Annotated in this window: 2 protein-coding genes; one reads left to right on the top strand and one right to left on the bottom strand. The window is 72.2% G+C overall.

The genetic code is table 11. The annotated features are described in order from the left end of the window. The first annotated feature begins 31 nt into the window (after nucleotides 1-31). Nucleotides 32-790: a thioesterase II family protein gene (locus tag DFR69_RS16370; RefSeq protein WP_110038430.1), complete on the top strand. Its 759-nt coding sequence runs from the start codon at nucleotides 32-34 to the stop codon at nucleotides 788-790. Between the two features lie 43 nt (nucleotides 791-833). On the opposite strand, the gene DFR69_RS16365 is transcribed toward DFR69_RS16370, so the two are convergent. Next, nucleotides 834-17,036 (bottom strand): type I polyketide synthase, encoded by a 16,203-nt coding sequence (locus tag DFR69_RS16365; protein ID WP_110038429.1) that lies wholly within the window; start codon nucleotides 17,034-17,036, stop codon nucleotides 834-836. Nucleotides 17,037-17,041: the final 5 nt, after the last annotated feature.

The raw sequence follows: 17,041 nt of genomic DNA, 5'->3' as shown, positions 1-17,041 counted from the left end.
TGTTCTCTTCCAACGAAAGGCTTTGCGCCCCATGGGCAACAGCTGGCTACGTCGCCTGTCCCCCACCCCGCGCGACGGGGCCCACACGGTGTTCTGTTTTCCGCACGCCGGTGGCTCCGCACTCTCCTTCGGCCCCCTGGCCAAGTCTCTCGGCGCCGACTACGACGTCCTCGCCGTCCAGTATCCGGGGCGCCAGGACCGGCGGCAGGAGCCGCTGGTGGGCACCATTCCCGACCTCGTCGACGGCCTTCTCCCCGATCTGAAGGATGCCGCCGCGAGCGCGGGGGATTTCTCGGTGTTCGGGCACAGCATGGGCTCTGTCGTCGCCTTCGAGGCGTGCAGGCGGCTCGAGCGCGACCTGGGAGTGAGCGCGCGGGTTCTGTTCGCCTCCGGCCGGCGCGCGCCCTCGGCGGCGCTCCCCGCGCTGCGCATGCATCAGCTCAGCGATCGAGCGCTGTGTGATCACCTGCTGCAGTTCGGCGGGACGCCGGCAGCGCTGTTGGCCGAGCCCGAATTCCGGGAGCTGATCCTGGCTGTGGTCCGCAACGACTACCGCGCCATCGAGACCTACGAGTGCGAGCCGGACGCGCGGGTCGACAGCCCGCTCGTCGCGCTGGCCGGCGATCGCGATCCGGATGTGAGTTCCGCCCAGCTCACGGGCTGGGGCGCGCACACCTCCGGAAGCTTCTCCACGACAACGTTTCCCGGCGGCCACTTCTTCATCGACGCGAACGGCGAGGCCGTCGCGCAGCTGATCCGCGAGCACTGCGCACGGGCGCTGTCGGTCTAGCGGGCACGACCGGGTGGGCGCGGTGCCCACCCGGTCGCTGCCGCTAGCGCCCGAGCCACTCCTCGATCGCGGCGGCGACGTCGGCCGAGCCCTCCTCCAGGACAGTGATGTGGTCGGCCTGGACCGGCACCACGGTGTGCGCCGGATCCCACGGTCGGGCCTGCCAGGCCCCGCGATCCGACGCGCCGCCCAGGAAGTTCTGGGCGCACTGGAGGAACAACGTGGGCGTGGCGACGGAGCCGGGCACCCTCTCCTTCAGCAACTGGACGTAGCGGCCCATGCCGGTCAGCCGCGCCTGGTCGAAGCGCCCGAACGTGGCCTCGGCCGAGACCATGTGTTCGAACATCGCCCGGAGCAGCCATTCGGCGTCGTCGTTCACCGTGTAGGTGTCGATCATGACCACCGCCTCGGGCGTCGGTCCGCCGGCTGCTTCCAGATGCTCGGTGACGAGGTAGGCCAGCAGGCCGCCCGAGGAGTATCCGGCCAGGACGAACGGTTCGCCCTGGGCCGCCGCGACGACGGAGCGCGCCACCGCGGCCGCGGCGGCCGCCGGCGTCGCGGGCAGGGGCTCGCCCGTGCGACACCCGATCGGTGCCAGGGCCACGACCTCACGGTCGGCACGCAGGTGCGAGGCGATGCGCGCGTACTGGTGCGCGCCGCCGGTGGCCAGCGGCGGCGCCAGGCAGATGACGCGCGGTAGGCCCGCGCCGGTGGTGAGCCGGGTGGGCGCCGGCAACCGGTCCAGCTCGTCGGCCGAGGAGAACTGCTCACGCAGCTCGGCCGCCGCCCGCAACACCGCGAAGCCCTTGTCCGCCTTACCGGAGGCCACCGCGCCACGGAACATCCCGTACAGGGAGTCGTCCTCCCCGCTGGTCGCCCCGCCGTCACCGGCGGCGCCGGCGAGTTCCAGCCGCAGATACCGGGCCAGGGCCGCCGGCGTCTTGTGGTCGAAGACCGCGGCCGTCGGCAGGGTCAGCCCCGTGGTGGCGTTGAGGGTGGTCCGCAACTCCATGGCGGCCAGGGAGTCGAATCCCGATTCGAGGAAGTCCCGCTCGGGGTCCAGCGCGTCGGCGCTCTCGTGCCCGAGCAGTCCGGCGGCGGTCTCGAGGATGTGCGTTCGCAGCCACTGTTCCTGCTCGGTCTCCGAGAGCTGTGCCAGTCGCCTGCGCACCGCCCCCGCGTCCTGTGCTCGGGCACGCTGGCGCCGTCCGGTCCGGCCGGCCAGCTCGCGCAGCAGCGCGGGCACGGTCTCCCTGGTGCGCAGCGCGGCCAGGTCGATCTCGACCGGCACCTGTACCGGACGCCCCGAAGACACTGCCGCGTCGAACAATTCGAGCGCCTTGTCCGCGGTCAGCGGCGGCAGCCCCTGGCGGCGCATGCGCTGCCGGTCGGCCTGGCTGAGCCACTGCGAGAGCCCGGTGGCGATGTCCCAGAGTCCATAAGCGAGCGAGGTCGCGGGCAGCCCTTCGGCGTGCCGGTGGATCGCCAGCGCGTCGAGGAACTGGTTGGCCGCCGCGTAACCGCCCTGACCGGCGGGCAGGATCGAGCCCGCCGCCGAGGAGATCAGTACGAAGGCGGACAGCCCGGCGTCCCTGGTGAGTTCGTGCAGATGCCAGGCGGCATCGGCCTTCGCTCCGAGGGAGTAGTCGACCTGGTCCGGGGTCAAGGTGTCGACGAGCCCGTTGTGGGCGACGCCCGCCACATGGACGACCGCGCCCAGCGGATGACTCGCCGGGATGGAGTCCAGCAGCTCGCGCAGGGCGGCGCGGTCGCCGACATCGCAGGCCGCGACCCGGATCTCGACGTCGAGCGCGCCGAGTTCCGCGAGGAGATCCGCCGCGGCGTCCGGGCCACGTCGGCCCGCCACCAGCAGATGCCGTACCCCGTGCTCGCGCACCAGGTGCTCGACGAGGCGCCGGCCGATTCCCCCGGTGCCGCCGGTGACCAACACCGTCCGTTCGGGGTCCCAGGGGGCCGGCTGCTCCGCGGCGGGTGCCGCAGCCCGGACGAGCCGCGGCACCCGCGTCCCCTCGCCGTGGACTGCCAGTTCCGGTTCCCCCGTGAGCGCTACGGCCGCCAGGTGCTCGGGCACGGTCGCCGCTGCGGCTTCGACGAGCACGATCCGCCCCGGGTGCTCGGCCTGCGCCGCACGGACCAGACCCCACACGGCGGCCGCGGCCGGATCGTCGGCACTGTCGGTGACGACGGCCAAAGTGCTTGCGGCGTACCGATCATCGCTCGTGAACTGCTGGAGGGCAGCGAGCGTGCGATGCAGAGCGGTGCGCAACCGGGTGGGCATCTGCGCACCGTCGACCGGCGGCCGGAACAGGAGCACCGCGGCCGGCTCGGCCGCGCCCCATTCGGCCCAGGAGATCTCCGTGTCCGAGCGCGGTGCCGGGCCGGGGTGCCAGGTGAGCTCGTAGAGGCCGTCCCGCGTCCGGGCCGCGGTCGCGAGCAGTTCGCGCGACAGCGGCCGCAGGGCCAGAGACTGGACCGAAAGCAACGGTGCGCCCACGGAATCCGCCATGGTCAGGGTGATCGTCTCCGAGTTCGGCACGGTCAGCCGGACCCGTACGCGGCGGGCGCCGTCGGCGTGCAGCCGCACCGACGACCAGGCGAACGGAACGAGGGTCGGCCGGTCCTCCTCGTCCGCGTTCGCTGCGAGCCCGAGGGGCAGCGCGTGCATGGCCGCGTCGAGCAGCGCCGGATGGACGCCGTAGCCCTGGGTGGCGGTGTCCTCGGGGAGCGCGACCTCGGCGAAGAGGTCCTCGCCGCGCCGCCACAGCGCGACCAGCCCTTGGAACGCGGGGCCGTAGTGGTATCCGTTGCCGGCGAGCGCGTCGTACGCGCCGTCCACGGTCACCTCCGTCGCACCGGCCGGTGGCCAGTGGGCGAAGTCGTTCCAGTCCTGCGGTTCGGTCGTGCCGCCGGGCGGACCGACAGCGCCGGTCGCGTGGTGGTGCCACGGGTCCGCCGGATCGTCGGCGTCGGTGCGCGAGTAGACGTCGAGCCGTCGGCGACCGGTCTCGTCACCGTCGCCGACGACCACCTGGATGTGCACCCCGCCGTGCCCCTGGAACACCAGCGGCGCCAGCAGCGTGAGTTCCGCCAGTTCCGGGCAGTCGACCTGGTTTCCGGCGTGCAGGGCAAGTTCGACGAATCCGGTGCCCGGCAGCAGGACGGTGCCGAGTACGTCGTGCTCGGTCAGCCAGGGGTGGGTGGCCGCGGACAGGCGACCGGTGAACCGGACGCCGCCGCTCTCCGGTTGCGTTACCCAGGCGCCCAGCATGGGGTGCTCGCTGGACCGCAGCCCGAGCGCGGTGGGCTCGCCGGTGTGGCGCGGGCCGGTCGTCCAGAAGTGGCGGTGCTGGAAGCTGTAGGTCGGCAGATCGACCTTCTCGGCTCCGGTGCCCGCGTAGTAGCTGGACCAGTTCACCGTCGCCCCCGTGACGTAGGCACGGGCCAGGCCGGTCAGCAGGGTCGCCGGGTCCGCGCTGTTCCTCCTGCTCAGCGCGACGGCGTTGGCGGTGTCGAGCGTCTGGGCGATCATCGGGGTCAGCACCGCGTCGGGGCCGACCTCGACGAACCGGGACACGCCCGTGTCGGCCATCGCGGCGACCGCGTCGGCGAAGCGCACGGTGTCGCGGACCTGGCGTACCCAGTACGCGGGGTCCGTCATCTCCTCGGTGACCCGGGCGCCCGTCGCGGTCGACACCAGCGGAATCGTGGGGCGCCCGAAGGTCACCCCCTCGATGGCCGAAGCGAACTCGGCGAGCATGGGTGCCATCGACGCGGAATGGAAAGCGTGCGACACCCGCAATCGGTGTGTCCGCCAACCACGTTCGGCACACATCTCGGTGACGGCGTCCACCGCGTCCTCGACGCCGGACAGCACCACCGACGACGGCCCGTTCACCGCCGCGACCGACAGTGCTCCGGACAGCAGCGGGAGTACCTCGGCCTCCGGCGCACCGACGGCCACCATCGCACCACCAGCGGGCAGCGCCTGCATCAACCGGCCACGCGCCGCCACCAGCACACACGCGTCCGCCAGCGACAACACCCCGGCCACATGCGCGGCGGCGACCTCACCGATCGAATGGCCGGCGACGACATCCGCACGCACGCCCCAGGATTCGAGCAGCCGGAACAGGGCCACCTCGTACGCGAACAGACCGGCCTGCGCGAAGACCGTCTGGTCGACCGGATCACCGGCCAACGCCTCGGTCAGCGAAACCCGCTGTCCCAGTGCCGGATCCAGCGTCGCCACGATCGCGTCGAAGTGCTCGGCGAACACCGGGTAGGCGGAGCGCAGCTCGTCGGCCATCCCGGCCCACTGCGCGCCCTGCCCCGAGAACACCACGCCCGTCGCGCCGGGGGTCGCGCGCCCGGACACCACGCGGGGGTCCGGCACTCCCCCGGCCAGTGCCCGCACGGCTGCGAGCAAGCTGTCGCGATCCTCGGCCACGACCACCGCCCGGTGCTCGAACGCGCTCCGGGTCGCCGCGAGCGAGTAGCCGACATCGAGCGGATCCCGGTCGCCCACTCGCGCCGCGAGACGTTCCGCCTGGCCGGCGAGAGCTTCGCCGCCGCGCGCCGAGATCACCCACGGCAGTACCTCGGGCACGTTCCGGGTCAGCGGTGCCTGCGCCCGGTCCGTGCTCGGGGCCTGCTCGATGATGACGTGCGCGTTGGTGCCGCTGATCCCGAACGAGGACACCCCCGCCCGCCGCGGCCGATCCACCACCGGCCACGCCACGGGCTCGGTCAGCAAGCGGAGGTGGCCTTCGGACCAATCGACCTTGGTGCTCGGCGCGTCGACGTGCAGCGTCCTCGGCAACAGTCCGTGGCGCATCGCCATGACCATCTTGATCACCCCACCGACACCGGCCGCCGCCTGCGCGTGACCGATGTTGGACTTCAGCGAGCCCAGCCACAACGGCCGGTCCACGGCGCGTCCTTGCCCGTAGGTCGCGAGCAGGGCCTGGGCCTCGATCGGATCGCCCAGCGTCGTTCCCGTGCCGTGGGCTTCGACCACATCGACCTCGGCGGGCGACACCCCCGCGTTCGCGAGGGCCTGCCGGATCACGCGTCGTTGCGACGGTCCGTTCGGCGCGGTCAAGCCGTTCGACGCGCCGTCCTGGTTCACCGCCGACCCGGCGAGCACCGCGAGGACCTCGTGGCCGTGGCGACGCGCGTCGGAGAGTCGCTCCAGGACCAGCATGCCCGCGCCCTCGGACCAGCCGACACCGTCGGCGGCATCCGCGAAGGACTTGCACCGGCCGTCCGGCGACAGACCCCGCTGCCTGCTGAATTCCACCAGCGTCTCCGGTGTGGCCATCACCGTCACGCCGCCGGCCAGCGCGAGGTCGCATTCCCCCGACCGCAGCGATTGGGCCGCCAGATGCATCGTCACCAGCGAGGACGAGCATGCCGTATCCACCGACACCGCGGGGCCTTCCAGGCCGAGGGTGTAGGCGATGCGACCGGAGACGAGGCTGCCCGCCGCGCTGTTGCCGGTCCCCTGGGCGTAATCGTGGTACATGACGCCGGTGAAGACACCGGTCGAGGTTCCGCGCAGCACCGCCGGGTCGACCCCGGCGCGCTCGAGCGCCTCCCAGGTGGTTTCGAGCAGTTGCCGCTGCTGCGGATCGGTCATCACGGCTTCGTTGGGACCGATTCCGAAGAAGTCCGCGTCGAATTCGGCGGCCGTGTGCAGGAATCCGCCCTCGCGGGTGTAGGACTTGCCCGCGCGGCCGGGCTCCGGATCGTAGAGACCGTCCAGGTCCCAGCCACGGTCGGCCGGGAACGTCGAGACCGCGTCGCGGCCCGCGTGGACGAGTTCCCAGAGATCTTCCGGTGACCTCACTCCGCCGGGATAGCGGCAGGCCATGCCGACCACGGCGATCGGGTCGCCGTCGACCGCGCGGACGGCGGTGACCTCGGCGTCGTGACTCGTCCCGGCGAACTCGTCGGCCAGGTACCGCGCCAGGGCCTGCGGCGTCGGGTAGTCGAACACCAGGGTCGCGGGCAGGGCGAGTCCGGTGGCGGCCTTGAGCGCGTTGCGGAATTCGACGGCGGAGATCGAGTCGAAGCCGAGCTCGGTGAAGGCCCGGTCCGCGGTCACCGCGCTGGTGTTCTCGTGCCCGAGCACGGCGGCGATCTGGCCGCGCACGAGCTCGAGCAGCACGTCGACGCGCTCGCTGTCGGATCCGCTAGCCAGGCGAGCACGCAGGGCAGCGGACGCGCCGGAGGCCGCTCGGCGTCGTTGCGGCACAAGGGCGGCGAACAACGCGGGGGCGTCGGCGCCCGTGGCGCGCAGGGCGTCCAGGTCCAGGCGGGCCAGCACCGGCGCCGCCGTGTCCAGTCCGATCGCGGTGTCGAACAGGGCGAGCCCTTGCTCCGCCGACAGCGGCAGCAGGCCCGACCGGGACATCCGGCGCCGGTCGACGTCGTCGAGTTCGGCGGCCATGCCTCCGTCCGTGCTCCACAGACCCCAGGCCAGCGACGTGCCGGGCAGCCCGGCGGCTCTGCGGTGGGCGGCCAGCGCGTCGAGGCAGGCGTTGGCGGCGGCGTAGTTGCCCTGGCCGGGTCCGCCGAACACGCCGGCGACGGAGCTGAACAGCACGAATGCCCGCACCGGCAGATCGGCGGTCAGCTCGTGCAAGTGCAGCGCGGCGTCGACCTTCGGCGCCAGGACCGCGTCCATCCGCTCGGGGTTCAGCGACCCGATCGCACCGTCGTCGAGCACACCGGCGAGATGGAAGACACCCGTGATCGGGTGCGTGACGGGGACGGCGGCCAAGGTCTGGGCGAGCGCGGCGCGGTCGGCGACATCGCAACCGGCGAACTCGACCTCGGCGCCGAGCTGCCGCAGCTCTTCGCTCAGCTCGGTGGCGCCGGGCCCCGCGGCGCCGCGCCTGCTGAGCAGGAGCAGGCGGCGCGCGCCGTGGGCGGTCACCAGGTGCCGGGCGAACAGCCCGCCGAGGTAGCCGCCCGCGCCGGTGATCAGAACGGTGTCGTCCGGTGCGAAGGCCGGGGACGCCTGGTCGCCAGTGGCGTCGACTCGCCCGAGCCGGGCGCGGTACACCTGTCCGTCGCGCACCGCGACCTGAGGTTCCGCCGACGCCAGAATGCCGCCGAGGCGTTCGTCGAGCGGGGAATCGGTGTCCACCAAGACGATTCGGCCCACGCCCTCTGTCTGCGCGGCACGCACCAGGCCGCCCACCGCGGCCCCTGCCAGATTCGCGATGTCCTCGCCGGCCACCGACACGGCGCCGACGGTCCGGACGACCAGGACCGTATCGCCGAATGCCGGCTCGGCGCTCCAGGTCTGCAGTGCCGCGAGCACGGTGTGGGTCGCGGCGCGGACGGCGGCGGGATCATTGCCCGACGGGCAGTCCAGGACCACTACCGGCGGAACCTGCTGGCGCGTGGGGTCGAGGTCCGCCCACGCCACCGGCGTGCCGATTTCGTTGTCGGGCAGCGTCATCGGCGCCCAGCCGACCTCGAAGGCGGACATGCGCGAGTGCGCGGTCGCTGCGGTGAGCTGGGCGGGATCGATCGGCCGGGAGGCCAGATGACGCACCGTCGCCACCGCGGCGCCGGTCGAATCCGCCAGATCCAGCGCGACGCCACGCTCCCCGATCCGCGTCAGCCGGACTCGCAGCGCATCGGCTCCCGCCGCGTGCACCGTGACACCCGACCATTCGAACGGCAAGGCCAACCCGGCGTCCGGCGGCGCGTCTTCGGTGGCGCGCAGCGCGTGCAGTGCCGCGTCCAGCAGCGCCGGATGCACACCGAAACCGATCGCGTCGTCACGTACCTGCTCGGGCAGCGCGACCTCGGCATAGATCCCGTCGGCTCCGCGCCACACCGCGCGCAGCGCCTGGAACACCGGACCGTAGTGGTAGCCCTGCCCGTCGAGGGAGTCGTAGAGGTCCTCGACGGGGACGGCGGTGGCGCCGGCCGGCGGCCACCGCGTCAGATCGACCGGTGCGCCCGCCGGTTCCGGAACGAGGACGCCTTCGGCGTGCAGGGTCCAGGGCGCCGCCGCCGCGGCCTCGTCGTCGGGACGGGAGAAGATCCGCACCCCACGGCGGCCCTCGTCCGCACCGCCGAGGACGATCCGCACGGCGACGCCGCCGGTCTCCGGAAGCACCAGCGGGGCACGCAGAATCAGCTCGTCCAGGCTCGGGCAGCCCACCCGCTCGCCGGCGTGCAGGGCGAGTTCGAGGAGACCGGTGCCGGGGAACACCACGGTGTCCATGACGCGATGGTCGGCCAGCCACGACTGTGTCTGCACCGACAGCCTGCCGCTGACGGCGACCACGTCGGATTCCGGCTGGGCCACCACCGCCGACACCAGCGGGTGTCCGGTCGCGACGAGCCCCAGCGAACGGGCATCGGTGCTGCCCGCTCCGCCGCCGGGAATCCAGTAGCGCCGGTGCTGGAAGGCGTAGGTGGGCAGGTCGACGCGCCGCGCCCCGGTCCCGGCGTAGAACCCGGCCCAGTTCACCTCGGCGCCCGCTACGAACAGCCCGGCCACGCCACCCAGGACGGAGGACGCGTCGGCACGGTCGCGACGCGCCAACGGCACCGCGATCGCGGCCGCGTCGTCGACGGTCTGGGCGATCATCGGGGTCAGCACCGCGTCCGGGCCGACTTCGGCGAACCGGGAAACGCCCCGGTCGGCCATCGCCGCGACGGCGTCGGCGAAGCGCACCGTGTCGCGGACCTGACCCACCCAGTACGCCGGATCGGTCATCTCGTCGGTGATCGGACGACCGGTCACCGTCGACACCAGTGGAATGGTGGGCCGCCCGAAAGTCATTCCTTCGATCGCCGAGGCGAATTCGGTGAGCATCGGTTCCATCAATGCCGAGTGGAAGGCATGCGACACCCGCAAACGATGGGTCCGCCAGCCCCGTTCAGCGCATGCCTCGACCATCGCGAGAACCGCGCTCTCGACACCCGACAGCACCACCGAGGTGGGTCCGTTCACCGCCGCGATCGACACCTCCCCGGACAGCAGCGGAACGACATCGGCCTCGGCGGCACCGACGGCCACCATCGCCCCACCAGCAGGCAGCGCCTGCATCAACCGGCCGCGCGCAGCCACCAGCACACACGCGTCCGGCAGGGACAACACTCCCGCGACGTGGGCGGCGGCGACCTCACCGATCGAATGACCGGCCACGACATCCGCCCGCACACCCCACGATTCGAGCAACCGGAACATGGCCACCTCGAAAGCGAACAACCCCGCCTGCGCGAACCCGGTCCGATCGACCAGATCACCGTCCACCAAGGCATCGGCCAACGAATCCGGTTGCCCGAGCATCGGATCCAGTTGGGCGACGATACCGTCGAACACCTCGGCGAACACTGGGTGCTCGGCGCGGAGCCGGTCGGCCATGCCGGCCCACTGCGCGCCCTGACCCGAGAACACCACGCCCGTCGACCCCGACACGACGCGCCCGGACACCACGCCCGGCGTCGTCTCGCCGCGCCCGAGCGCCTGGATTCCGGCCCGCAGGGGCTCGCTTTCCGTGCCGAAGACCACGGCCCGATGCTCGAACACGACGCGGGAGGCCGCGAGGGAGTAGCCGATGTCGGCGGCGTCGTGGTCGCCCAGGTGGGCGGCCAGCCGCCGGGCCTGCCCGGCCAGTGCCTCGTCGTTCCGCGCCGAGACCACCCAGGACAGCACCCCGCCCGCGGGCGGGGTCGTGCTCGCCGGAGCCGGGTCCGCCGCGGGCGCCTGTTCGAGAATCACGTGCGCGTTGGTGCCGCTGAGACCGAAGGAGGACACCCCCGCCCGCCGCGGCCGATCCACCTCCGGCCACGCCACCGGCTCGGTGAGCAGGCGGGCATGCCCCTCGGACCAATCGACCTTCGTGCTCGGCTGATCCGCGTGCAGCGTCTTGGGCAGCACCCCGTGCCGCATCGCCATGATCATCTTGATCACGCCACCGACACCGGCCGCCGCCTGCGCGTGACCGATATTGGATTTCAGCGAGCCCAGCCACAGCGGCCGGTCCTCGGCACGCCCCTGACCGTAGGTCGCCAGCAGCGCCTGCGCCTCGATCGGATCGCCCAGCGTCGTTCCCGTGCCGTGGGCCTCCACCACGTCGACCTCGGTCGGCGACACGTGGGCGTTGGCCAGGGCCTGCCGGATCACCCGCTGTTGCGAGGGCCCGTTCGGCGCGGCGAAACCGTTCGACGCGCCGTCCTGGTTCACCGCCGAGCCCGCGAGCACCGCGAGCACCTCGTGGCCGTGGCGTCGGGCGTCGGAGAGCCGTTCCAGCACCAGCATGCCCGCGCCCTCGGACCAGCCGACGCCATCGGCGGTGTCGGAGAACGACTTACACCGGCCGTCCGGTGACAAGCCCCGCTGGCGGCTGAACTCGACGAGCATCTCCGGGGTGGACATCACCGCGACGCCACCGGCCAGCGCCAGATCGCACTCGCCCGACCGCAGCGACTGCGCCGCCAGATGCAGGGCCACCAGCGACGACGAGCACGCCGTATCCACCGACACCGCAGGGCCTTCCAGGCCCAGTGTGTAGGCGATGCGGCCGGACACGAGGCTGCCCGCGACGCTGTTGCCGGTGCCGGCCCCCATCGCGTAGTCGTGGTACATCACGCCGGTGAAGACACCGGTCGGACTACCGCGCAACACCGCGGGATCGACACCGGCGCGTTCCAGCGCCTCCCAGGCGATCTCCAGCAGGGTGCGCTGCTGCGGATCCATCACCAGTGCCTCGTTCGGGCTGATCCCGAAGAAGTCCGCGTCGAAATCGGCGGCGGAGTACAGGAATCCGCCGCGCCTGGCGTAGGTCTTGCCCACCTTGCCGGGTTCCGGATCGTAGATGCCCTCGATGTCCCAGCCACGGTCCGACGGCAGGTCACCCGTGCTGTCGCGGCCCTCGGCGACCAGGCGCCACAGGTCCTCCGGCGAGGCGACGCCACCGGGGTAGCGGCAGCTCATGGCGACCACCGCGATCGGGTCGTCGCCGGCCGCCCTGGTGGCCGTGACCGCGACATCCTGGACCGTGCCGGCGAGCTGGGCATCGATGAGCTCCGCGACGGCCTGCGGGTTGGGATGGTCGAAGACGAGTGTGGCGGGCAGTTGCAGACCCGTGGCGGCGTTCAGCTTGTTGCGGAACTCGACCGCGCCCAGTGAATCGAAGCCGAGCTGCTGGAACGCCTGGTTCGGTTCGACGGCCTCGGCCGATGCGTGTCCGAGGGTCGCGGCGGCCACCGACCGCACGAGGTCGAGCAGCGCGCGGGCGCGGTCGGACTCCGACAGCCCGGCCAGCGTCCGGGCGAAAGCCTGACCCGCCGCGCCGCGCTGGGCGCGGCGCACCGGGTTCGGCACGAGCGCCCGGACCAGCGCCGGGACCAGCTCGCCGCGCGTCCGGAGCACCGCGCGGTCGACGCGTAGTGCCACCAGCTGGGCCGAATCGGTCGCCGTCGCCGCGTCGAACAGCGCCAGGCCGTCGGCCTCGGAGATCGGTGGGAAGCCCTGTCGGCGCAGCAGTTCGAATTCGGCCTCCGACAGGTCGAAGCCCAGACCGGACGATCGTGCCCACAACCCGTAGTCGATGGCGGTCGCCGGGAGTCCCAGGTTCCGCCGGTGTGCGGCGAGCGCGTCGAGGAAGACATTCGCCGCGGCGTAGTTCGCCTGACCCGCCGCCAGCACCAAACCACCCGCGGAGGAGATCAACACGAACAACGACAGCGGCGCATCCCTGGTCAGCTCGTGCAGATGCCACGCCGCGTCCACCTTGGGCGCGAACACGCGATCGAGACGCTCGGCCGTGATCGATTCCACCAGGCCGTTGTCCGCGGTCCCCGCCGCGTGCACCACACCGACCAGCGGATGGTCGGCCGAGATCCCGTCGAGCAGTGCCACCAGCGCGGAGCGATCCGAGACATCGCACGCGGCGATGGTCACGTGCGCGCCGAGCTCGGCCAGTTCCTCGCGCAGCTCGGCCGCGCCGGGGGCGTCCATGCCACGGCGCGAGGTCAGCAGCAGCCGCCGGACACCGTGTTCGGCCACCAGGTGCCGGGCGATCACCGCGCCGAGTCCACCCGTTCCACCGGTGACGAGCACGGTGCCCGGCTCGGTCAGCAGCTGGTTCGTGCCCGGCGCGTGCCTGCTCAACCGCGGCACCAGCACGGTGCCGTCGCGCAGCGCGGCTTCGGGTTCCGGCGCGGTGCCCGCGGCCACGGCCGCGACGGCGTCACGCTCGTGATCCCGGTCCACATCGAGAAGCTGGAACCGGCCCGGATGTTCGGCCTGCGCGGCGCGCAGCAGACCCCACACCGGCGCCTGGGCCAAATCCACCGACTCCTCGTCGGCGACGGCCACCGCACGGCGCGTCACAACCACCAAACGCGAACCGGCGAAACGAGGTTCGGCCAGCCAGCCGCGCAGCGCGTCGAGCACCTCGATCGCGGTGCGGCGGGCCGCCGTCGGCGGCGCGCCCTCGTGCGTAGGGATCTCCCACAGCACTGTCTCGGGAACGGCGGCGTCCTCGGCCGCGTCCAGCTCGGTGATCAGCGCCGCGAGACCATCGTTCAGCACGGCGACGCCGCCCGGCGCGCCGGTCTCCGCCACCGGGGCGGCGATCCACTCCACCCCGAAGAGGGCGTCGGCGGCCTGCTCCGATCGCAGGCGATCGGCGGACACCGGCCGAGACACCAAGGCGCCCACCGACAACACGGGGCTGCCCTGCTCGTCCGCCAGCTGGAGCGCGAACCGGGTGCCGTCGACCGCGATGCGCACCCGCACGGCGCTCACGCCCGCCGCGTGCAGGACCACCCGGTTCCAGGTGAACGGCAGCGCCGGGAATCCCTCGACGCCACCGCGCAGTCCGTGCACGATCCCGGCGTGCAGTGCCGCGTCGAACAGCGCCGGATGGATGCCGAAGCCCTTGCCGTCCTCGGGGTCCGGGAGCGTGACCTCGGCGAACAACTCGTCACCGCGCCGCCACGCCGCCCGCAGGCCCTGGAAGAACGGGCCGTAGCCATAGCCGATGTCGAGAAGTTCGTCGTAGACGCCGTCGATGGGCACGATCTCGGCGCCGGCGGGTGGCCACGCGGCGAGATCGAAGTCCGCCATCACGTCCTCGGGCGCGAGGACGCCTTCGGCGTGCAGCAGCCACGGGCTCTCCGTGGTCTGCCGCGAATGCACGCTCAACCGCCTGCGGCCCGCCTCGTCGGCCGCGGTCACCACGACCTGGACCGCGACGCCGCCCTCGGCGGGCAGGATCAGCGGGGCCTGCAGGACGAGCTCGTCCACCACGGCGCAGCCGAGCACGCCGCCGACGTAGCTCGCCAGCTCGACGAAGCCGGTGCCAGGCAGCAGGACCGTGCCGAGCACGCTGTGGTCGGCCAGCCATTCGACGGAGTCGGTGGTCCACCGGCCGGTGAAACTCACACCGCCCGAGTCGGGGTGCGGCACCAGCGCGCCGAGCAGCGGATGCCGCACGATGTCCAGCCCGACCGAGCTGACGCCGCCGAGTTCGGCGCCCAGCCACGACATGGCCAGCGCGTCCTTCGGGTCCAGCCAGAAGCGCTGGTGCTGGAAGGCGTAGGTGGGCAGGTCGACACATCGGCCGCCGGCGTGGAGGGCGGCCCAGTTCACCTCGGCGCCCGCCACGAACAGCTCGGCCACGCCGACGAGAACGCTGGACGCGTCGGCCCGGTCACGACGCGCCACCGGCACCGCGACGGCCGTCCCGTCCCCGACGGTCTGGGCGACCATCGGGGCAAGCACCGCGTCGGGGCCGACCTCGGCGAATCGGGACACACCCAGCTCCGCCATCGCGGCGACGGCATCGGCGAACCGGACCGTGTCGCGAACCTGCCTCACCCAATACGCAGGATCGGCCATCTCCGCCGCGACACGCGCGCCGGTCACCGTCGACACCAACGGAATCTCGGGCCGCCCGAAGGTCAAACCCTCGATGGCCGAAGCGAACTCGGCCAGCATGGGTTCCATCGACGCCGAATGGAAGGCATGCGACACCCGCAAACGATGGGTCCGCCAGCCGCGCTCGACGCACGCCTCGACCACCGCGAGGACCGCGCCTTCGACACCCGACAGCACCACCGAGGCAGGTCCGTTCACCGCCGCGATCGCGACGCCTTCGGACAGCAGCGGCACAACGTCGGCTTCGGCAGCACCGACGGCCACCATCGCCCCACCCGTGGGCAGTGCCTGCATCAACCGCCCACGGGCCGCCACCAGCACACACGCATCCGGCAACGACAACACCCCGGCGACATGCGCGGCCGCGACCTCACCGATCGAATGACCGGCCACGACATCCGCCCGCACACCCCACGACTCGAGCAACCGGAACAGCGCCACCTCGAACGCGAACAACCCCGCCTGCGCGAACACCGTGCGATCGACCAGATCAGCGTCCGACAAGGCGGCGGTCAGCGGAACCGGTTGCCCCAGTAGCGGTTCCAGCTCGGCGATGATCGCATCGAAGTGCTCGGCGAACACGGGACAGGCCGCGCGCAGCGCGAGCGCCATCCCGGCCCACTGCGCGCCCTGACCCGAGAACACCAGGCCCGTCGTCCCCGGAACCACCCGTCCGGTCAGCACGCCCGGCGCGGATTCGGTGCGGCTCAGTGCCCGTGCCCCCGCCAGCAGCCCGGCCGCATCCTCGCCAAGGACGACCGCGCGGTGGTCGAACACCGCACGTGTGGAAGCCAGCGAGAAGCCGACGTCCACCGGATGGAGATCCCGCTCGGCCACTTGCGAAGCCAGGCGCTCGGCCTGCCCGGCCAGCGCCTCGGCGCTCCGCGCCGACACCACCCAGGGCAGCAATCCAGCCGCCACGGGCTCGGGCACCTGCGCCGCTTCGACCGCCGGTGCCTGCTCGATGATGACGTGCGCGTTCGTGCCGCTGATCCCGAACGAGGACACCCCCGCACGCCGCGGCCGATCCACCTCCGGCCACACCACCGGCTCGGTCAGCAGCCGCACCTGGCCCTCGGACCAGTCCACCTTGGTGCTCGGCCGATCGACGTGCAACGTCCGGGGCAGCATGCCGTGGCGCATCGCCATGACCATCTTGATCACCCCGCCGACACCGGCCGCCGCCTGCGCGTGACCGATGTTGGACTTCAGCGACCCCAGCCACAGCGGCCGATCCGCCTGGCGCTCTTGCCCATACGTGGCGAGCAGGGCCTGGGCCTCGATGGGATCGCCCAACGTCGTCCCGGTGCCGTGGGCTTCCACCACATCGACATCACCCGGCGACACCCCCGCGTTGGCCAACGCCTGCCGAATGACCCGCCGCTGCGACGGTCCGTTCGGCGCGGTCAGCCCGTTCGACGCGCCGTCCTGGTTGACCGCCGACCCGGTCAGCACGGCGAGTACCTGATGACCGTTGCGCTGCGCGTCGGACAGCCGCTCCAGCACCAGCATGCCCGCGCCCTCGGACCAGCCGACACCGTCGGCCGCGTCGGCGAAGGATTTGCACCGGCCGTCCGGCGACAGACCCCGCTGCCTGCTGAACTCCACCAGCGTCTCCGGCGTGGCCATCACGGCCACACCGCCGGCCAGCGCCAGGTCGCACTCCCCCGACCGCAGCGAAGCCGCGGCGGAATGCATGGCCACCAGCGACGACGAGCAGGCGGTGTCGACCGTGACCGAGGGACCCTCCAGCCCGAACACATACGAGACACGCCCGGAGGCAATCGACCCCGTGTTCGCGTTGGCGGGATAGTCGTGGTACATCATGCCGACCCAGACGCCGGTCCGGCTGCCTTTCAGCGAACCGGGATCGACACCCGCGCGCTCGAACGCCTCCCAGGAGGTCTCGAGCAGCAGGAACTGCTGCGGGTCCATCAGCGCGGCCTCGTTGGGGCTGATGTTGAAGAACGCCGGATCGAATTCGCCTGCCGCGTGGAGGAATCCGCCCTCGCGGGTGTACGCGGTGTTCGGCGTCTCGCCGGTCAGGTCGTAGAGGCGTTCGGTGTCCCAGCCGCGGTTCACCGGGAATTCCGACGTCGCGTCGGCCCCCGCCGAGACGAGGTTCCACAGGTCCTCGGGCGACCCGATGCCGCCCGGGTACCGGCACGCCATGCCCACGATCGCGATCGGCTCACGCAGCGACGATTCGAGCTTGCGGTTGCGCGCGCGCAACCGCTCGGTCTCCTTCAGCGAGACACGGAGGGCCTGAGCCAGCTTCTGAGTGTTGTCATCGGGCTTGGTCATCAATC

It is taken from the genome of Nocardia neocaledoniensis (assembly GCF_003182135.1).
GTDB lineage: Bacteria > Actinomycetota > Actinomycetes > Mycobacteriales > Mycobacteriaceae > Nocardia > Nocardia neocaledoniensis.
The sequence above is the reverse complement of the archived record's forward strand: the minus strand, read 5'-3'. Positions and strand labels throughout refer to the sequence as shown.